Annotated in this window: 22 protein-coding genes and 1 pseudogene; 14 read left to right on the forward strand and 9 right to left on the reverse strand. The window is 50.1% G+C overall.

The window, feature by feature from the left end:
- Positions 1-110: 110 nt before the first annotated feature.
- The gene (rsmI, locus tag HMPREF2700_RS04275; RefSeq protein WP_070590431.1) at positions 111-998 is read right to left on the reverse strand and encodes a 16S rRNA (cytidine(1402)-2'-O)-methyltransferase; all 888 of its coding nucleotides are present in this window, start codon (positions 996-998) and stop codon (positions 111-113) included.
- Positions 999-1,063: 65 nt separating this feature from the next.
- On the opposite strand from rsmI, the gene HMPREF2700_RS04280 reads away from it, so the two are divergent.
- The 6 genes from HMPREF2700_RS04280 (at position 1,064) to HMPREF2700_RS04305 (ending at position 4,908) form a co-directional block, all read left to right on the forward strand.
- Positions 1,064-1,411: a YraN family protein gene (locus HMPREF2700_RS04280; protein ID WP_070590433.1), complete on the forward strand. Its 348-nt coding sequence runs from the start codon at positions 1,064-1,066 to the stop codon at positions 1,409-1,411.
- Between the two features lie 4 nt (positions 1,412-1,415).
- Positions 1,416-2,009 (forward strand): phosphoheptose isomerase, encoded by a 594-nt coding sequence (locus HMPREF2700_RS04285; RefSeq protein ID WP_003749391.1) that lies wholly within the window; start codon positions 1,416-1,418, stop codon positions 2,007-2,009.
- A gap of 73 nt (positions 2,010-2,082) precedes the next feature.
- Positions 2,083-2,694 carry a BON domain-containing protein gene (locus tag HMPREF2700_RS04290; protein WP_039862284.1) on the forward strand — a complete coding sequence of 204 codons (612 nt, stop codon included), beginning with the start codon at positions 2,083-2,085 and terminating at the stop codon, positions 2,692-2,694.
- 67 nt (positions 2,695-2,761) lie between these two features.
- Positions 2,762-3,367, forward strand: coding sequence for a prolipoprotein diacylglyceryl transferase (locus tag HMPREF2700_RS04295; protein ID WP_070590436.1), 606 nt, complete (start codon positions 2,762-2,764; stop codon positions 3,365-3,367).
- Positions 3,368-3,430: 63 nt separating this feature from the next.
- Positions 3,431-4,210, forward strand: coding sequence for a type I methionyl aminopeptidase (gene map, locus HMPREF2700_RS04300; RefSeq protein ID WP_003683983.1), 780 nt, complete (start codon positions 3,431-3,433; stop codon positions 4,208-4,210).
- 404 nt (positions 4,211-4,614) lie between these two features.
- Positions 4,615-4,908: a helix-turn-helix domain-containing protein gene (locus tag HMPREF2700_RS04305; protein WP_003684039.1), complete on the forward strand. Its 294-nt coding sequence runs from the start codon at positions 4,615-4,617 to the stop codon at positions 4,906-4,908.
- 94 nt (positions 4,909-5,002) lie between these two features.
- Here HMPREF2700_RS04305 and HMPREF2700_RS04310 read toward each other — a convergent pair whose 3' ends face one another.
- From HMPREF2700_RS04310 to HMPREF2700_RS04320, 3 genes are read right to left on the reverse strand one after another with little or no spacing between them, the layout of a single operon-like run.
- The gene (locus tag HMPREF2700_RS04310) at positions 5,003-5,953 is read right to left on the reverse strand and encodes a YheT family hydrolase (RefSeq protein ID WP_070590438.1); all 951 of its coding nucleotides are present in this window, start codon (positions 5,951-5,953) and stop codon (positions 5,003-5,005) included.
- A gap of 12 nt (positions 5,954-5,965) precedes the next feature.
- Positions 5,966-6,592: a phosphatase PAP2 family protein gene (locus HMPREF2700_RS04315; RefSeq protein WP_070590441.1), complete on the reverse strand. Its 627-nt coding sequence runs from the start codon at positions 6,590-6,592 to the stop codon at positions 5,966-5,968.
- Positions 6,592-7,392, reverse strand: a complete 801-nt coding sequence (locus HMPREF2700_RS04320) for a competence/damage-inducible protein A (protein ID WP_070590443.1) — start codon at positions 7,390-7,392, stop codon at positions 6,592-6,594. Before HMPREF2700_RS04320 ends, HMPREF2700_RS04315 begins: the two co-directional genes overlap by 1 nt.
- A gap of 110 nt (positions 7,393-7,502) precedes the next feature.
- On the opposite strand from HMPREF2700_RS04320, the gene argG reads away from it, so the two are divergent.
- From argG to HMPREF2700_RS04345, 5 genes and pseudogenes are all read left to right on the forward strand, one after another.
- Positions 7,503-8,846 (forward strand): argininosuccinate synthase, encoded by a 1,344-nt coding sequence (gene argG, locus HMPREF2700_RS04325; RefSeq protein WP_049322465.1) that lies wholly within the window; start codon positions 7,503-7,505, stop codon positions 8,844-8,846.
- A 42-nt stretch (positions 8,847-8,888) separates the two neighbouring features.
- Positions 8,889-9,108, forward strand: a pseudogene (locus tag HMPREF2700_RS04330) (DUF4177 domain-containing protein).
- Positions 9,101-9,316 carry a hypothetical protein gene (locus HMPREF2700_RS04335; RefSeq protein ID WP_049330864.1) on the forward strand — a complete coding sequence of 72 codons (216 nt, stop codon included), beginning with the start codon at positions 9,101-9,103 and terminating at the stop codon, positions 9,314-9,316. Before HMPREF2700_RS04330 ends, HMPREF2700_RS04335 begins: the two are co-directional and overlap by 8 nt.
- A 128-nt stretch (positions 9,317-9,444) precedes the next feature.
- The gene (locus HMPREF2700_RS04340; protein ID WP_070590445.1) at positions 9,445-9,894 is read left to right on the forward strand and encodes a DUF3290 domain-containing protein; all 450 of its coding nucleotides are present in this window, start codon (positions 9,445-9,447) and stop codon (positions 9,892-9,894) included.
- A 12-nt stretch (positions 9,895-9,906) separates the two neighbouring features.
- Positions 9,907-10,539: a DUF421 domain-containing protein gene (locus HMPREF2700_RS04345; protein ID WP_070590448.1), complete on the forward strand. Its 633-nt coding sequence runs from the start codon at positions 9,907-9,909 to the stop codon at positions 10,537-10,539.
- Between the two features lie 72 nt (positions 10,540-10,611).
- Here HMPREF2700_RS04345 and HMPREF2700_RS04350 read toward each other — a convergent pair whose 3' ends face one another.
- From HMPREF2700_RS04350 to HMPREF2700_RS04360, 3 genes are all read right to left on the reverse strand, one after another.
- The gene (locus tag HMPREF2700_RS04350) at positions 10,612-10,983 is read right to left on the reverse strand and encodes a DUF488 domain-containing protein (RefSeq protein WP_070590450.1); all 372 of its coding nucleotides are present in this window, start codon (positions 10,981-10,983) and stop codon (positions 10,612-10,614) included.
- A gap of 63 nt (positions 10,984-11,046) precedes the next feature.
- The gene (gene trpC / locus HMPREF2700_RS04355) at positions 11,047-11,829 is read right to left on the reverse strand and encodes an indole-3-glycerol phosphate synthase TrpC (protein WP_070590452.1); all 783 of its coding nucleotides are present in this window, start codon (positions 11,827-11,829) and stop codon (positions 11,047-11,049) included.
- Between the two features lie 143 nt (positions 11,830-11,972).
- Complete coding sequence (locus HMPREF2700_RS04360) at positions 11,973-13,445, reverse strand: malate:quinone oxidoreductase (protein ID WP_070590454.1); 1,473 nt, start codon at positions 13,443-13,445, stop codon at positions 11,973-11,975.
- A gap of 431 nt (positions 13,446-13,876) precedes the next feature.
- On the opposite strand from HMPREF2700_RS04360, the gene HMPREF2700_RS04365 reads away from it, so the two are divergent.
- From HMPREF2700_RS04365 to HMPREF2700_RS04375, 3 genes are all read left to right on the forward strand, one after another.
- Positions 13,877-14,371: a hypothetical protein gene (locus HMPREF2700_RS04365; protein ID WP_070590457.1), complete on the forward strand. Its 495-nt coding sequence runs from the start codon at positions 13,877-13,879 to the stop codon at positions 14,369-14,371.
- 82 nt (positions 14,372-14,453) lie between these two features.
- Complete coding sequence (rsmG, locus tag HMPREF2700_RS04370) at positions 14,454-15,083, forward strand: 16S rRNA (guanine(527)-N(7))-methyltransferase RsmG (protein ID WP_070590460.1); 630 nt, start codon at positions 14,454-14,456, stop codon at positions 15,081-15,083.
- Between the two features lie 67 nt (positions 15,084-15,150).
- Positions 15,151-15,921 carry a ParA family protein gene (locus HMPREF2700_RS04375; protein ID WP_070590463.1) on the forward strand — a complete coding sequence of 257 codons (771 nt, stop codon included), beginning with the start codon at positions 15,151-15,153 and terminating at the stop codon, positions 15,919-15,921.
- A 90-nt stretch (positions 15,922-16,011) separates the two neighbouring features.
- On the opposite strand, the gene HMPREF2700_RS04380 is transcribed toward HMPREF2700_RS04375, so the two are convergent.
- The gene (locus tag HMPREF2700_RS04380) at positions 16,012-17,445 is read right to left on the reverse strand and encodes a VWA domain-containing protein (protein WP_070590467.1); all 1,434 of its coding nucleotides are present in this window, start codon (positions 17,443-17,445) and stop codon (positions 16,012-16,014) included.
- Positions 17,436-19,043, reverse strand: coding sequence for an AAA family ATPase (locus HMPREF2700_RS04385; protein WP_070590509.1), 1,608 nt, complete (start codon positions 19,041-19,043; stop codon positions 17,436-17,438). The genes HMPREF2700_RS04380 and HMPREF2700_RS04385 overlap by 10 nt, the downstream gene beginning before the upstream one ends.
- Between the last annotated feature and the right edge of the window lie 34 nt (positions 19,044-19,077).

Consider the following 19,077-nt stretch of genomic DNA (forward strand, 5'->3'; position numbering starts at 1 on the left):
TATAAAGCCTGTAGAACCGGCAAACGGATAACGAACAATACCCAGCCTTGCCTGTAGGAAATCGTCGCATCGTTCACACCACAGGTTGAGAGAAATAAGCCTGCAAGACCTCAAGCGTCGTCTGAAATCCGTTTCCACTCCAACGCTAAATCGTACAAGGCTTTTTTGCTTTCGCCAGTAATCTTGGCGGCAAGTTCGGCGGCTTGTTTGGTCGGCAACTCGGCCGCAAGGATTTTCATGGTGTTTTGCGCCGCCTCGGGCAAATCGCTGTGTTTCTCTTTCACCGCAGGGTGCAGCACCAACACCATCTCGCCACGCGTTTGGTTGCTGTTGTTTTTGAGGGCGGCTTGGATTTCGACAACCGTGCCGCTGAGGAAGGTTTCAAACGTTTTGGTGATTTCGCGCGCCAGAGTCAAACGGCGTTCGGGGAACTGCGCGGCCATATCCGCAAGGCTTGCCTCAATGCGATGCGGCGTTTCAAACATCACAATCGGAAAATCGGCTTCCGCCCATTTGGCCAGCAGCTTTTGGCGTTCGCCGGCCTTAGGCGGCAGGAAACCGTTGAAGTAAAAATCGGATTCCGTCACCCCTGCCACGCTCAACGCCCCCATGACGGCGCTTGCGCCGACCACAGGCACCACTTTAAATCCGGCTTCGCGCACGCGGGCGGCAAGTTTCGCACCTGGATCGCAAACCGCAGGCGTGCCCGCATCCGAAACTTGGGCGACGCTCAGGCCGTCTGAAAGATGGGCGATAATTTTATCGGCCATTTGCTGCTCGTTGTGTTCGCGCACGCTCACGAGTTTGCCCTGAATACCGTACGCACTCAAAAGCTGGGCGGTAACACGGGTGTCCTCGGCGCAGATAATGTCGGCCTTTTGCAGAACGGCCAGCGCGCGCAGCGTTATGTCGGCTAAATTGCCGATGGGTGTGGCGACAACGTATAATGTCTGTTTTTCGATGCTGTCGACGGCTTTTTGCAGGTGTTTTGTGTACATAGATTCAAGGCCGTCTGAAACGGCGTCTCTTTAAAAACAATAATTATATAACGGGTAAACTTTTCATGCGCTTAAACCACAAACAGGGGGCGGCGGCCGAAGATGCGGCGCTGGCATTCCTGCTGAGCAAAGGCTGCTCGCTGCTGACGCGGAACTGGCATTGCGCCTACGGCGAAATCGATTTAATCGTCAAAAACGGCGGTACGATTGTGTTTGTTGAAGTAAAATACCGCAAAAACCGAGGTTTCGGTGGTGCCGCATACAGCATCTCACCGTCCAAATTATTGAAATTGCAACGAAGTGTAGAGTATTATCTGCAAAAGCACGGGTTAAACCATGCGCCCTGCCGCCTGGATGCGGTACTGATTGAGGGCGACGGCCAACCCGAATGGATTCAAAATATTACAGGTTAACCTCATGACAACATTACAAGAACGCGTTTCCGCGCATTTTGCCGAGAGCATCCGCGCCAAGCAGGAAGCCGAAAAAGTACTGGTCGAGCCGACCGCACAGGCCGCCGAGCTGATGCTGCAATGCCTGATGAACGACGGCAAAATCCTGGCCTGTGGCAACGGCGGTTCGGCTGCCGACGCGCAACACTTCGCCGCCGAAATGACCGGCCGTTTTGAAAAAGAGCGCATGGAATTGGCCGCTGTCGCACTGACGACAGACACTTCCGCACTGACCGCCATCGGCAACGACTACGGTTTCGACCACGTATTCAGCAAACAAGTGCGCGCGCTCGGACGTGCCGGCGACGTATTGGTCGGCATCTCCACCTCCGGCAATTCCGCCAACGTCATTGAAGCCATCAAAGCGGCACACGAACGCGATATGCACGTCATCGCCATGACCGGCCGCGACGGCGGAAAAATCGCCGCCATGCTCAAAGATACCGACGTTTTGCTCAACGTCCCTTATCCGCGCACTGCCCGCATTCAGGAAAACCATATTTTGCTGATTCACGCCATGTGCGACTGCATCGACTCCGTCCTGCTTGAAGGCATGTAACCCTTTTTTTCAGACGGCCTATCCCTTAAAGGCCGTCTGAACACCCAACCGTCCATACCCAAGGAAAAAGGATATGAAGAATATCAAACGCTACGCCCTCCCCGTTCTGACTGCGACCCTCTTGAGCCTGAGTCTGAGCGGCTGTGTCGGCGCACTGATCGGCGGTGCAGCCGTCGGCACCAAATCCGCCGTCGACCGCCGCACCACAGGCGCGCAAACCGACGACAACGTTATGGCACTGCGCGTCGAAACCACCGCACGCTCCTACCTGCGCCAAAACAACCAAGTCCAAGGCTACAAGCCCAAACTGAACGTTGTCGGCTACAACCGCCACCTGCTCCTGCTCGGCCAAGTGGCTACCGAAGGCGAAAAACAATTTGTTGAACGCATCGCCCGTTCCGAACAAGCCGCAGAAGGCGTGTACAACTACATCACTGTTGCCTCACAAGCGCGTTCGCTCGGTGATGTGACCAACGACACTTGGGGTACATCCAAAGTCCGCGCCACCCTGTTGGGCCTCAGCCCGGCCACCCAAGCACGCGTCAAAATCGTGACTTACGGCAACGTGACCTATGTGATGGGCATCCTCACGCCTGACGAACAAGCCCGCGTGACCCAAAAAGTCAGCACGACCGTCGGCGTACAAAAAGTCGTGACCCTCTATCAAAACTACGTTGCCAACTGATTCACAGGCAACCCGGGGCCGTCTGAACATTCAGACGGCCATTCCTCCAACGATTACCCGCCCCATCATGTCCAAGAATAATAAAACCCCTTTCCAACTTAAGCCCAAACACCTAATCCGCGCTTTATTCCTTGTCAGCTTTATCGCCGTCGCAGCCCTTGTTGCCGGCGTATTCAGCACCCTAAACTCCGGTAAAACCGACGTACCCGAAAAAAGCCCTGCCGAACAAACCGACACACGCATTGAAGTTTGGCGCCCCAACGGCACTGTCGAACCTGAAACCGTTCAGCCTGCCAAAGACGGCGACGCAAAAACCGCCTCCGGCAATCCTATCGTCCCACAAAACGAAAAAGGCGAAAAAGCGGAAGAAGGTGTAAAAAATGACCGCCCCACTACACACCGCAGCAAACGCACAGAAAACAAACGCGTTGAAGCCGACAAATCAGAAAACACACAATCCGACAGCAGCAGCCCTGCCGCTCAAAACAAATCTAAAGCAGACAGCCAGCCGGTAGAAAACAAAGCCGCAAGCAACAAACCTGCCGCACAAGCGGTAGAAAACAAACCGGAAAAAGCCAAAGCCCCCGAGTCCAAACCGACTCCGAAAGCTGAGCCTGAGGCAAAACCACAAGCCAAACCGCGCAATAAAGACAATCTCGACAACCTGTTTTAAACAGACGGCACACCCGTCCCGTTCAGACTGCCTCCATGCAGTCTGAAACAAGAAGGAAACCTCATGAACGAAGTCATCATCAAAACCCCCGAAGAAATCGAAAAAATGCGCGAACTCGGCCGCTTGGTCGCCGAAGCTCTCGATTACATCGGCCAATTCGTCAAACCCGGCGTCACCACCAACGAAATCGACAAACTCGTTTACGACTACCACGTCAACGTTCAAGGCGGTTATCCAGCCCCCCTCAACTACGGCAACCCGCCCTACCCGAAATCCTGTTGCACCTCCGTCAACCACGTCATCTGCCATGGCATTCCCGACGACAAGCCGCTGAAAGAAGGCGACATCGTCAACATCGACCTGACCATTAAAAAAGACGGTTTCCACGGCGACTCCAGCCGTATGTTTACCGTCGGCAAAGTTTCCCCGATTGCCCAACGCCTGATCGACGTGACCCACGCCTCCATGATGGCGGGTATCGAAGCGGTCAAACCCGGCGCCACCCTCGGCGATGTCGGCTACGCCTGCCAACAAGTTGCCGAAAATGCCGGCTACTCCGTCGTACAAGAATTTTGCGGACACGGCATCGGCCGCGGTTTCCACGAAGCGCCGCAAGTGGTCCACTACGGCCGCAAAGGTGAGGGCCTCGTCCTCAAACCGGGCATGATTTTCACCATCGAGCCGATGATCAACCAAGGCAAACGCCATCTGCGCATCCTGAACGACGGTTGGACAGTGGTCACCAAAGACCGCTCCCTCTCCGCCCAATGGGAACACGAAGTTTTGGTTACCGAAACCGGCTACGAAATCCTCACCATAAGCCCTGCCAGCGGTAAGCCTTAACCTTGAAAAAACCTTCAGGCCATCTGAAAACATAGATTCAGACGGCCTGAAATTTATTCGTATTCTCAACCTAGAAAACCGAATAAAAACTCGGAATTAAGTTTTTACCCAAATTGAATTGTTTAATTATGTAAAAATTTGCTTACGCCATATTTAAGATAATCGCATAATTTGATGATTTATATAATGAAAATTTAATGAAATAATGAATTAAGAAATATTTACACAAATTATGGCAAACAGCGGAAAACTTCTTTCGAATATACTGTCTAATTATCTAGATCAGTCATTTGCAATACGCCCACATATCACCCCAAAAGCCTACAGGAAAGGGATGCCGGCATTCTTGCAGACCCATTTTTATGCCTAGAGGCATGCAACAAATACCACAATAAGGAAGATTCATGAAATCGTTCGAAAAAATTGAAAACATCCGCGATATCCGTAAAAAACTCGGCCTGAACCAAATGGACTTCTGGAGCCGCATTGGTGTGACTCAATCCGGTGGTTCCCGTTACGAATCCGGTCGCAATATGCCTAAACCTGTACGCGAATTGCTGCGTTTGGTACACATCGAGCGCGTAGATTTGGCTAAAGTTAACCGTGACGACTTGGCCGTTGCGTCCCTGCTGAAAAACCGCGACCCTGAGTTGTACGCTTCTCTGAAAAAAGAAGCCAAAGCCGACAAAGGCAAATAATCAGGCTATTCAAAAGGCCGTCTGAAATTCGTTTTCAAACGGCCTTTTTACTTTCTCCACCCTAAGGGCATGTCTACATACATGCCCTTTTCGTTTACGGCTGATACTGTTTGAAATAGTCCAACACCGTTTGCGGCAGCCATTGCAGATTCAGACGGCCTTGATCGCGGCTGACGAAGCCGACATGACCGCCGTATGCCGGTTGCAGCAGCGTAACGGCCGAGGACACGTCCCGCCCGGTCGGCAGGGCTTCCGGCGGCAGGAAAGGGTCGTTGACGGCATTAAGCAACAGCAACGGCGTATCCACGCCTTTCAGAAACGGTTTGCAGGAATTGCGGCGGTAGTAATCGTGGCGGTCGGCAAAACCGTGTAGCGGCGCGGTAAAGCGGTCGTCAAAATCGCCAAGCGTTTTGCAGTTTTGCTGGCTTAAGGCCGTCTGAAACCGGGGAATCGCTCGGGCTTTCGGCAACAGCGAATTTAAAAAATAGCGCGTGTAAATCAGTCGCGTCATACCCTGATCAAAACGCGTACCGGCCGCCACGGCATCGACCGGTGCAGAAACGACGGCAGAAGCGCGCGGAACGGCATTACTGCCCTGCTCGCCCAAATATTTGGCCAAGACATTGCCCCCCAAAGAAACGCCGACGGCGTAGATGGTTGAATAGCGTTGTGCCAGCATGTTGAGCATAAAGGCGATTTCGGGCGTATCGCCGAGGTGGTAAAACACGGGCGCGGTGTTTGCTATGCCGCCGCAACTGCGGAAATGGGCAACCACGCCGTTCCAACCGCGCTGCTGCACGGCTTTCATCAGCTCGACCGCGTAATGGCTCTCGCTGCTGCCTTCCAGTCCATGGAACAAAACCATCAGCGGCGCATCGGGATTGGCGCTGTCGACAAAATCGTAGGCAACTTGGGTTTTGCCGGTACTGTCGGGCAGAAGCTCGCGGCGGTAGTCGGGCGCCTTGCCTTGCAGCAGCTTGGCAAACAGGGTGTCGGCATGGCCGTTCCTGAGCCAATAAGGCGTGTTGGGTGAACGTGTATTCATGATTTATTTCTTCTATTTTTCAGACGGCCTGAAGATGAGCATATACACCAGCAAGGCAGTCAGCGTGCCGTTTGTCCAGCCTGCCCAAACATCGGTGGGATAATGTACGCCCAGATAAATGCGTGAAAACCCGGTCAACAGGGAAAAGGAAATACCGCCTATCCAAGCGGCGCGGCGGTAGCGCGTGCGGCGGCAAAGCAATATCAGCATGACGGCAATGGCGGCGGAAAACGTACTGTGGCCGCTGGGAAAGGAAAAATTGCTCTCTTCAATCAGGCGCGGCCAAAGCAGTGGGCGTTCGCGGGCAAACCAAACCTTCACAATCAGCATGTTCAAAGTCGGCACCAATGCCGCCAACACGCAAAACAGTGCTTCGCGCTTCTTATCGGCAAAATACAGGGCGGCGGCAACCGCGCCGATCAGCGGCACGGCAATCGCGGTTTTGCCCAGATAGTGCAACACGGTGGCAATCGGGTCAAACCATGTTCCCGCGTAGGCATGGACGGCGTGCATCAGCGGCGGTTCAAAAGCGAAGCCGCCATATTGCGCCAGCCAAATGCCGATGATGAGGGTTGGCGGTAAAAACAGCAAAGAGGCAAAAGTCAGTGCGCGTCTGGATTGAGCTGGGGATAAGTGCATTATTCCACCGTTTCTTTCAAAGTCGCGCCAATCGCCTGCAAACCCTGCAACGCATCTTCCCACGCTGCATCCAGCAAGCGGCAGGCCTCGCCTTCCGCTTTGATGCCGAACTCGATATGCGGCGGAGTATAACGGCCGTCTGAATCGGTACGGCCCACGGTGGGCAGGCTGTACGAACGGATACCGGCGTAGGTGCGCTCAAGATGTTCCATAATCGGCGTAATGCGCGATTCGGGTTGGTCGAACACATACACGCTGCGACTGCCGCGTTCGGTTTGGTTGAAGCGGTCGGCGTAATAAGTTTCCAATACCCATTCGGCCATCGGGTGTGCCATCACGGGGAAACCGGGGAAGAAATAATGCTCGCGGATGGAAAATCCGGCGATGTTGTTAAACGGATTGGGCACCAATTCTGCGCCCTCGGGAAAATCCGCCATCTTCAGACGCTGGGCGTGTTCCGGCGAATCGAGCGGCTCGCCGCGTTTCTGGGTCACGCCTTCGATAAACTTGGCGGCTTCAGGATGGCGGACGACAGGCAAATCCAAAGCGGCCGCTGCGGCTTGGCGCGTGTGGTCGTCAGGCGTAGAACCGATACCGCCGGTAACGAAAGTCGGCAGGCCGTCTGAAAAGCTGCGGCGCAGTTGTTTGACCAGCAAATCGGGTTCGTCAGGCAGATATTGCACCTGATTGAGCTTCAGCCCGTGCGATTCCAATAAAGATTTAAAAAAGGCGAAATGCTTGTCTTGACGGCTGCCATGCAGGATTTCGTCGCCGATGATGATAAGGTTAAAAGCGTTCATGATGAGGTTTCTTTAATACGGCCCTCCGAACATTCAGACGGCCTAATTGCTGACAATGTATTCCATTTATAAGATAATGGTTTCAACTTTTCAAGTCTGGAGGAATCCCAATGAGCCAAAACCATACCATTTTACAAAATCTCCCCATCGGTCAAAAAGTCGGCATCGCCTTCTCCGGCGGTCTTGATACCTCTGCCGCGCTTTTGTGGATGAAACTCAAAGGCGCGCTGCCCTATGCCTACACCGCCAACCTCGGCCAACCTGACGAAGACGATTACAACGCTATTCCTAAAAAAGCGATGGAATACGGCGCAGAAAATGCCCGCCTGATTGATTGCCGCGCGCAATTGGCACACGAAGGCATCGCCGCCATCCAATGCGGCGCGTTCCACGTTTCCACCGGCGGCATCGCCTACTTCAACACCACGCCTTTGGGCCGCGCCGTGACCGGCACCATGCTCGTTTCCGCCATGAAAGAAGACGACGTCAACATCTGGGGTGATGGCAGCACCTACAAAGGCAACGACATCGAGCGTTTCTACCGCTACGGCCTGTTGACCAATCCGGCACTGAAAATCTACAAACCTTGGCTCGACCAACAATTTATCGACGAACTCGGCGGCCGTCACGAAATGAGCGAATTTCTGATTGCCAACGGCTTCAACTACAAAATGTCGGTTGAAAAAGCCTACTCTACCGATTCCAATATGCTCGGCGCGACACACGAAGCCAAAGACTTGGAATTCCTCAACAGCGGCATCAAAATCGTCAAACCCATCATGGGCGTTGCCTTCTGGGACGAAAACGTCGAAGTCAAACCCGAAGAAGTCAGCGTACGCTTTGAAGAAGGCGTGCCGGTTGCATTGAACGGCAAAGAATACGCCGACCCTGTCGAACTCTTCCTCGAAGCCAACCGCATCGGCGGCCGTCACGGCTTGGGCATGAGCGACCAAATCGAAAACCGCATCATCGAAGCCAAATCACGCGGCATCTACGAAGCCCCAGGCATGGCATTGTTCCACATCGCCTACGAGCGTTTGGTGACCGGTATCCACAACGAAGACACCATCGAACAATACCGCATCAACGGCCTGCGCCTCGGCCGCCTGCTCTACCAAGGCCGCTGGTTCGACAGCCAAGCCCTGATGTTGCGTGAAACTGCCCAACGCTGGGTCGCCAAAGCCATTACCGGCGAAGTAACCCTCGAACTGCGTCGCGGCAACGACTACTCGATTCTGAACACCGAATCGCCTAACCTAACCTACCAACCGGAACGCCTGAGTATGGAAAAAGTCGAAGATGCAGCGTTCACACCGCTCGACCGCATCGGCCAACTGACCATGCGTAACCTCGACATCACCGACACCCGCGCCAAACTGGGTATCTACTCGCAAAGCGGTTTGTTGGCATTGGGCGAAGGCTCCGTATTACCGCAGTTGAATAATAAGGAGTAGAATAAGGGGGCTTTAAAGCCCCCTTATTTTCAAAGGAATAAAATGAAAGAATATAAAGCCGTCATTTATCAAGAGAACCTGCTGTCCAGTTTGGTTTTTGGCAGCGCCAAAATCAATCCGGTCAAATTCAGCGATTTCCTCAACAGCCACGCTTCGCAAGGCTGGAAGGAAGGTCGTTACCATGGAAAAAGACCAGCGCCGCATGCTGCTGTTTTTCGTGCGTGAAGCCTACGTCGTCATTTTGGAAAAAGAACGTGTTTAAACTCGGCGTTTATGCCTGTCTCGGATTGTTCGTCAGCTGGGTATTGCTCTTGATTTTGCAACTTTGGTTTTCCTTCGTCGATGCCGATTTGTTTCTCAAAATCACCCTGACCATGGCAGGTCTTTTCATTATCATTCTGGCCAGCTTACTGGTAATCAGCCAGTATTTTTCCGAAAAGAAAATGAAAGACGACGGATTTATCAACTGATCCTACTTTGGGAAGCACCATGTGTGCCTTATCCGAAACCTTGACGCAACATCCTTGTTTAATAGACAAGGCCGTCTGAAATGTAAGTTTCAGACGGCCTTATTACCCCCTCATATTTATCAAATAACATGAAATTCTTTTCCCACTTTTATCTTGAAAACCATATGTATTTCAACGACTACTTGAAATACGTCCTGATTTTCGCCGCCCTCGTCGTCCTCCTGCTCGCCGTATCGCAGTACCTGCGCCACCGTATGGACACCAAATACCGCGACCTGAGCATCATTGCGCTGTTGCTGCTCATCCTCATCTGCGGCACACAATATCTTTCATACAGCGAACGTCAAAACTTCGCCGCCGACACTTCGCGCATGGTTGGCTTTCTCGATGCCTTGATCGAAAACCAAAAGGTTGAAAAACAAAACATCATCGTCAACAGCACGCATCTGTCCGACGGCATGATTGTCGGCATCAAAAGCCAATATTACGAAGTCCATTTCAATCATGACTTCTCCGCCTATACGCTGACACCCATCAATCTGGTCAACAACAATATCGAACTCATCGATAAAGAATAACAGGATACACACATGGAAGCATACTCCCTGCTCGCCCTCAAGCTGCTGATGGGTATTTTAGGTTTGATTTTGCAAATCAACCTCTTAGGCAAAGGCAACCTCGCGCCGACCTCCGCCATGGATCAAGTACAAAACTTTGTACTCGGCGGCATCATCGGCGGCGTGATTTACAGCGACAGCGTCGGCCTGTTGCAATTTTTCCTCGTACTGATTTTGTGGACGCTGTTGGTCTTGAGCCTGAAATTCATCAAAAACCACAACCGCTGGGTCAAATCCGTAATTGACGGCAAATCCGTTTGGATCATCGTCAACGGAAAAGTCCAAGCAGAAGAATGTATGAAAAACGGCATCAGCGCACACGACCTCATGTTCAAACTCCGCGCCGCCGGCATCTACGAAATCTCTGCCGTCAAACGTGCCGTGATGGAACAAAATGGCCAGCTCGCCGTCATTAAGTACGGCGACGAAAGCCTGCGCTATCCGCTGATTACAGACGGCCAAGTTGACCCCGACATCCTCGAAATCATTAAGCGTGATGAAGAGTGGCTGCAACAAGAGCTTGACCGCCTCCACCTTGAAGCCTCGCAAGTCTATATCGGCGAATACATAGACGGAAAATTGGTGGCACACCGTTATCCTTCTTGATTTGAAAATAGCAGGCCGTCTGAAATGCAAGTTTCAGACGGCCTTTTTGTATTCAGCTCAAACACTGATTTTTTAATCGCGATATTCAAACCTTGCACCCAAAAATTGAGCCAGCGCAGAGACATGGGAATGTCGGGGGGCTTTGACGGCGGTCAGCAACAAGATATTGCCGTGCTGTTTTTCCAAATCCAGCAGCCGCTTGATGGCGGCCTGCTCGGTATCGCCTTGCAGCTCTTCATGATAACGGCTGACAAAACCGTCAAAATTTTGAGCCGGATTTTCATGATACCAGCGGCGCAGGTTTGCACTGGGTGTAATGTCTTTCAGCCAAAGTGCAGTGGCAAAAACCTCTTTGCGGATGCCGCGCGGATAGAGGCGGTCGATAAAGACGGCGGTCTGCTCGGGATTGGGCTGATAAGCGTAAATGCGTTGTACGGTAAACATTATGTCTGCCTTCAAATCGATTCAGGCCGTCTGAAAATTCAGACGGCCTGATGTTTTTTAGGTTTAGAACAGTTTTTTGACTTCGGCTTCGATATCGTCGGCACGCATAAAGGTTTCGCCGATCAGGAAAGTGTGCACGCCGTGGCCGCGCATGAAATCGATGTCTTCTTTGTTGCGGATGCCGCTTTCGGTGACAACGGTTTTGCCGCTCAACTCAGGCAAGAGGTCGATGGTTTGTTGCAGGGTCACTTCAAACGTACGCAGGTTGCGGTTGTTGACGCCCCACAACGGCGTGGTCATGTTGCGGCATTTTTCCAGCTCGGACGCATCGTGCAACTCCAACAATACAGTCATGCCCAATTCGTGGGCAACGGCTTCAAAACGCTCAAGCTGCCCGGCTTCCAAGGCAGCAGCAATCAGAAGAACCGCATCCGCCCCCCACGCGCGCGCCTGATAGATTTGGTATTCGTCAATGATGAAATCTTTACGCAAAACCGGCAGCGCCACGGCCACACGCGCCTGTTTCAAATACTCGGGCGATCCTTGGAAATAAGGTTCGTCCGTCAACACGGACAAACAGGCCGCGCCCGCTTTTTCATAGGCAACGGCGATTTCGGCAGGATGAAAATCAGAACGGATCAGGCCTTTGCTCGGGCTGGCTTTTTTGACTTCGGCAATAATGGCAGGCAGATTCTTCGCGTGTTTTTCACGGATCGAGCCGATAAAGCTGCGAACCGGCGCAGCAGCCTGCGCTTGGGCTTTGATGTCTTCCAAGGAAACGGCGGCTTTTTGGGCGGCCACTTCTTCTGCTTTGGTGGCAAGTATTTTGTTGAGAATATCGGTCATGGCGTTTTTCTATTGGGGCTGATTTTCGGGTTTGAATCGTGCAACATACTGCCGCAGATTAGATTTCAGACGGCCTGAATGCCGCTATTTTAATGGTTTGAAAAAAGGCGGGCAAGAATGCCCGCCTTTGTGTCTGCTTCAATTTAGTGATGAATGCCCAAAACGGTCGCGTTGTGGCTGATGATTTCGTCCGCCAAAGTCGGATTGTCGTTCAGCTTGATACCGTAGCCGGGCACCAATTCTTTCAGACGGCCTGACCATGATTCGGCATGATCTGGGAAGCATTGGTGGACGAGTTTGATCATCAGAGGAACTGCTGTCGATGCACCGGGAGATGCGCCCAGCAATGCGGCCAGCGAGCCGTCGGCATGAGCGACGATTTCGGTACCGAATTGGAGTACGCCGCCTTTTTTCGGGTCTTTTTTGATGATTTGCACACGCTGACCGGCGGTAATCAGTTCCCAGTCGTCAGGATTGGCTTCCGGATAATACTCTAAGAGCGAAGTGAAGCGTTCTTCTTTGGTTTTACGCAATTCACCCAAGAGGTATTTGGTCAGCGGCATATTAGCCCAACCGGCGCGGAGCATAGGATAGAGGTTGTCCATTTGGATGGACATCGGCAGATCCATGAGCGAGCCTTGTTTGAGGAAGTTGGGGCGGAAGCCTGCATACGGGCCGAACATCAAATGGCGTTGGCCGTCCACGTTGCGGGTATCCAAATGCGGAACGGACATAGGGGGCGCGCCGACGGAGGCTTGGCCGTACACTTTGGCGTTGTGTTGCGCGGCCGTTTTGGGATTGCTGTTGCGGAAGAAGAGGCCGGAAACCGGAAAGCCGCCGTAGCCTTTGCCTTCGGGGATACCGGATTTTTGCAGCAGGGTCAGTGCGCCGCCGCCTGCGCCGAGGAAGACGAAACGGGTGCGGAGTGTCAACGGGTCGTCATCGTCTTTGGTGCTGCTGGTTTTCAGCACCCATGCGCCGTCCGATTCGCGGTTGAGGTCGTCGACATGACGGTTGAATTTGATTTTTACGCCTTTGTCGCTCAAGTATTTGACCATCTGGCGGGTCAGGCTGCCGAAATCGACGTCTGTGCCTTCAGCGGAGTAGTTGGCGGCGATGGATTGGTTTTCATCACGGCCGTTGACAACCAGCGGCGCCCATTCGGCGATTTTGGTGCGGTCGGTAGAAAACTCCATTTTTTCAAAGAGTTTTTGGTTTTTGAACACGTCGAAACGTTTTTGCAGATAACTGCAATGGTCGGTGTTCATCACCAGCGACATATGGGGGACGGAATTGATGAAAGTGCGGTCGGTCAGTTTGCCTTCTTCGACCAAAGTCGCCCAAAATTGGCGGCTGATATGGAATTGTTCGGCAATATTGAGGGCGCGGGTCGGATCGATCGTGCCGTCGGCAGTCAGGGGCGCATAGTTCAATTCACACAGCGCAGAGTGTCCCGTACCGGCATTGTTCCATGCATTTGATGATTCCAACGCTACATCTTCCAAGCGTTCGATCAGGGTGATTTCCCAAGATGGTTCGAGTTCTTTGAGCAATACGCCCAAAGTGGCGCTCATAATGCCGCCGCCTACTAATACGACATCGGTTGCTTCAGCCATGGTTTTACTCCTACTAAAGTCAGGCATGGTTTGCCTTGTGGTTATCTATCATTATAAACAACTGATTTCAGAGGAATTGCTTTGTTTTTGTAGTGTGTGAAACTTTTGTTGCCTGCTGAGTTTCCGAGCGTAAATAGCGGGAGGCAGTTTCGGTTTGGATTCCAGATTTCAGGTCTTTATAATATGTTATTGAGAATTTAGTAGATTTTACGGAGAAATGCAAAGATTTTCTGTTCGGTTCATATAAAAATAATAGATTAGGCCGTCTGAAAACGTTTTCTTACCCTTTATCTGCCAATGTTTGCCAAGAAAAAAGAATTTTTCATTTCTTTTTTAATTGACTGTTTTTGTCAGCAATTTCGGTGGCAAACTAACGTGAATCAACCGCCGATCTGCTATCATTTCAACTTATTTCCCCAAGGCAAGCCGCCATGTACCTGACTCAAGAAAAGCCCTACCGCCCCCTATTGGTCGCACTGATGTTCCTCACCCTGCCGCTGGCGATGATATTGCACAATATCGTGCAAATCGCCTTTTCAGACGGCCAAGGCCTGCTGGTCACGGTCAAAGATGGCGCATGGGTATGGCAAAGCGGTTGGCAGGACTCCGTCGCATGGTTTGTCTGCGGCATGTTTGCCTTCCTCAACCTGCCGATTGCCGGCGGACTGACCAAGCTGGCGTATAAAAAAATGATGCGCCGGCATTCGCGTTACGCCATCTTCCTTGCCGGTGTCGCAGCGTGTGCCTCGGCGGCGGCAGGCTTGATTTTTGAAGCCATCTTAGGCAATGCCGCATTGGCAGGCATGCGCGGACAAGGCGTGTTCTACTACACCCTCTCCGTATGGATCATCGCCATGCTGACCCTGCCCAAACAGCTCACGCGCGCGCCGGAGCAGCCCATCGTCTTTCACAAAATGAAACGTTGATTCAACAGGCACAAACATTTTCAGACGGCATACTTTCCGTTACCATTACATCCAACGCGTTTTAACCAATAAGGAATAACAAATGAATCAGGCGCAACAGCTCCGCGACGGCATACAGGCACTGGGTTTGGACATCGACGAAGCCAAACAGGCCAAACTGCTAGACTATGCCGCCCTGCTGCAAAAGTGGAACAAAACCTACAACCTGACCGCCCTGCGTGATCCCGCCCAAACCATCAGCCATCATCTGCTCGACAGCCTGACCCTCCTGCCCTATATAGAACACGCGCAAACCATGCTCGACGTCGGCTCCGGCGGTGGACAGCCCGGCATACCCACCGCCATCTGCCGCCCCGACCTTAACATCACCCTCCTCGATGCCAACACCAAAAAAACCGCCTTTCTGCAACAAGCCGTCATCGAACTCGGCCTTAAAAACGTCCGCGTCATCAGCGGCCGCGTAGAAGCCGCCGCCGACTGCCGCGCCGACGTCATCACCAGCCGCGCCTTTGCCGAACTCACCGACTTCGTCAACTGGACCGAGCACCTCCTCAAAGACGGCGGCTACTGGGCAGCCATGAAAGGCGTATACCCACAAGAAGAAATCGACAAACTGCCCGAAAGCGTCGCCGTCGAAAAAGTCGAAGCATTGCACGTTCCCCAACTCAATGCCGAACGCCATATCGTCATCATCCGCAAAAAGGCCGTCTGAAAACAACCCAAGCATACCGAATAACGGTACAATCCAGCCATTCACACTTAACACGACAGCAAAGCACATGAGCGCACAAATCCTCGCCGTCGCCAACCAAAAAGGCGGAGTCGGCAAAACCACCACCACCGTCAACCTAGCCGCCTCCCTAGCCTCCAAAGGCCGCCGCGTCCTCGTCGTCGACCTCGACCCACAAGGCAACGCCACCACAGGCAGCGGCATCAATAAAGCCACCATCGAAAACGGCGTTTACCAAGTTGTCCTCGGCGAAACCGACATTCCCAACGCCGTCGTCCACAGCAAAGAAGGCGGCTACGACGTATTGGGCGCCAACCGCACACTGGCCGGCGCAGAAGTCGAACTCGTCCAAGAAATCGCACGCGAAATCCGCCTCAAAAACGCCCTGCAGCTCGTTGCCGACAACTACGACTACGTCCTTATCGACTGTCCCCCGTCCCTGACCCTGCTCACCCTCAACGGCCTGGTCGCCGCCAACGGCGTCATCGTCCCCATGCTTTGCGAATACTACGCCCTCGAAGGCATCTCCGACTTAGTGGCCACCGTCCGCAAAATCCGCCAAGCCATCAACCCCGACCTCGACGTAACCGGCATCGTCCGCACCATGTACGACAGCCGCAGCCGCCTCGTCGTCGAAGTCAGCGAACAGCTCAAACAACACTTCGGCAACCTGCTCTTCGACACCGTCATCCCCCGCAACATCCGCCTCGCCGAAGCCCCCAGCCACGGCCTCCCTGCCCTCGCCTACGACGCCCACGCCAAAGGCACGCAGGCTTATCTGGACTTGGCTGATGAACTGATTGCACGTTTGGAAAAATAAACAGAAATATGAATATAAAAAGGCCGTCCGAAAGTTAGGAAATACTTTCAGACGGCCTTTTTTATAGAGATGAAATCCACAATTTACAGTTTATTTGTCAAAAACATCTTTTTTGAACTGGACTAATTCTTGAATTTTCTGTGTATTAGGATTGTATATCCATTCATGGTCAAAATGTGTTTTTAAGCGTTCACTCATAAAATCGTTACCAATAACTAAAGAATTAAACTGATTGCCTGCTTCCCGCTGTATTGCTATTGCCGATAACAAATCTTCAGGCAGGCTGTTCATAACAAAATCGGAAATCATCAATAAGTCCGCTTTTTGATAATTTTTTTGTTCCATTATTTTTAGCGCATGATGCAGGGCAGGTGCTGCATCTGTACCTCCGTGAAAGGATTGACGCAAAAAAGCAATCAAATTAGGAATCCCTGTTTTATCCATTATTTCAAAAGTTTCGATTCTTGTAGAAAAATTGATAATAAAACAAGGGCGGTTTTCGCTTTTAGCTTTTGTTCCTAAAAACAAAGCCATTGCTTTAGCGATATTTTCAGGAAACCCATTCATTGAATCGCTGGTATCCACACATAAAATCATCGGACCAGGCTTTTCATCTTCTTGGCTTTTTTGTTCAACTATAATTTCAGTTGTGGCATCGCAATAGGTCATTCCTTGCAATTCAAAACACATTAATTTGGATTCCAAAAACTTCAAATCAAATAAAATCGACGTTTCTTCATCTGCCATTAAAGCCAATTCAGACGGCAATACATACTCTAAATCTTTACCTAAACGTAATCCGATAATTTCTTCGCGCGAATTCACATCAATTTGTGGGCTTTTTGTGTAAACAGTCTGTTTTACCTGTTCGATTTTTTCGGATTGTTCGATTTGGCGCATTTTGCCTAGTAATTCGGCAATCTGTTGGGCATTCTTATCTTGGGTCAAGTAATTCAGCCAACGTTTCATTTCTTCAATATCTTGTGGGGTCAAATTACCAATATCATCTCCTATACCAAAGCCCAGTTGTTCCAGCTGTTGCGAAAGCTGCTTAATTACTTCTAACTCTTGTTTTAATTGGGTTAAAACCTTTTGTCTTAACTGATTAATTTGTTCCGCTTGCCATAGTACTTTAGCTTTGTCCAACTGTTGCTGCCATTTTTCCGTCAACAATTTCAAAGGCAAGTTCTGTTTATGAAATTTTGTCTGCTTGCTTCGTACCAACTCCTGTTGCCAAAACTCTTTTTCAAATGGTAAGCCTGAAAATTTACAGAAAAGTTGGTAATCATCAACAGGTAGTTGACTAAAAATTCCTGTATGTTGATGATTTTTAAGATTTTCTTCATGTTTGGCGAACGGACTTCTTTGCCATAAGTCCAACTTGGTTTGATGCCCCCAACTGAATAACTTTTGTTGAACCTGTCCGTGTAACCAACTGTGCTGTTTGAACAAATCTTGATAATCTGTTTGCAAAGAAGCCTTAATCCATCTTATTTGTTCGGATAGTTTATTGCTTAACGACATAATGACCCCAACCGTTCGCAGTCTTTAATCCGCAAATTGAGTTTGTCAATTTGATCTAATATACCCGATACGGCAATATCAATATCAGCTTGGATTGCAAAAGGGCTTTGCAGGTACTGTTGGTATTCTTCGTATTTTTTCTCAACTTGTTTCAATATATCAATCAATTGCTTGCGAATGTCGGATACGGCTTGAGAAAGTGAATAAATCAACCGTTTATTTACATTAGATTTTTTATCGCCTTTGTGGAACATAATCTTAGGTTTAAATGTTAAAGGTTCATATGTATCACGATTATATCCTCTATTAATTTTTAGTTTTAATGAACAACTTCCTTGCCCATCAAATTGACATTCAACATTGTCAATTGTATTCCCTTGTTCATCAATAGGATTGAATATATCTTTACTGTGAAATTTCTTAAATGGAACAAGTAGCCGATAATTTTTATTAGAATAATTGTTATATGAATCTATAAATGTAGCTTGTACGGGAAAATATTTTTTTCCATTCATTTCAACTGTATCATAAATATCTTGTGAATAATAAAGCTCCTTATTTATTTCCTTGTCCAAACTCGCCTTTTCCCTGTCCAATCCAGCTAAATCAATACCTGTATCAAACCCACAGGATTTAATGGCATTCATCACAATTTTTTCTACCGATTCCCGATTTTCAGGTGTCGTCCACAGGCAATATTTCAGTAAAATCAAATCGCTATGATTGGTTTCTTTGCGTCCGTTGCAAAAAGCAGAAGCCTTTAATAATACTGCTGCACGCTGCCAACGACGGTCAGATACATAAACACCTAACTTATCAAACTGTACTGCTAATTCTTCTCTGATATACTTAATAATCAGTAATGTATCTGTACTTAATTTAACTGCGTATAGTTGTTCGCGCCATTTGGCAAGCTCATGATAACTAATCCGTAAATCTTCACTGATCTCAGGTTTGTCGCTGCTTGGCTTGCTATCCAGCAAACGGTTGAAGTTCTCTTCATGTTCAATCGGCGGTACAAGCAGACGGATAATAAAGCGGTCATACAGTGCTTCCAAACCTTGATTTTCAGGTGGAATTTCATTGGAAGCCGCAATCAGGGCTTTAAGTGGCACATTAAACCTCTCATCGCCATTTTTAAAAATATGCTCATTGATAATGGTCAGCAGGTTATTCAAAATTGCAGGACTAGATTTCCAAATTTCATCCAAAAATGCAAAATTGGCAGTTGGCAAATAGCCTTCGATTTTTCGGACATATCGGTCTTCTTTCAATGCTTTAATAGATACAGGCCCGAATACTTCTTCAGGTGTGCTGAAACGGTTCATCAAGTATTCAAAGTATTGCGGATTTTCAAATGCACATGCCAAACGGCGGGAAATCAGACTTTTCGCAGTTCCCGGCGGTCCAAATAGGAAAGTATTATGTCCGGCAATCGCTCCAAGTAGGGAAACCGCCATAATTTGGTCGCGTTCATGAATGCCATTTGTGAGTTGTTGTAGCAAATCTGTTATGCGTTTCTGCATCTCATTCTTCTGAGAGTGTTGGAATTTTTTAGAATTTTGAACAATACGTTCATAATTATTTTCGCTTTTCATTGTGTTGTACCTTTTATGTAAGTTAGAAATTTTC

Origin of the sequence: Neisseria sp. HMSC068C04 (assembly GCF_001810105.1) — a bacterium.
Lineage (GTDB): Bacteria > Pseudomonadota > Gammaproteobacteria > Burkholderiales > Neisseriaceae > Neisseria > Neisseria flavescens_B.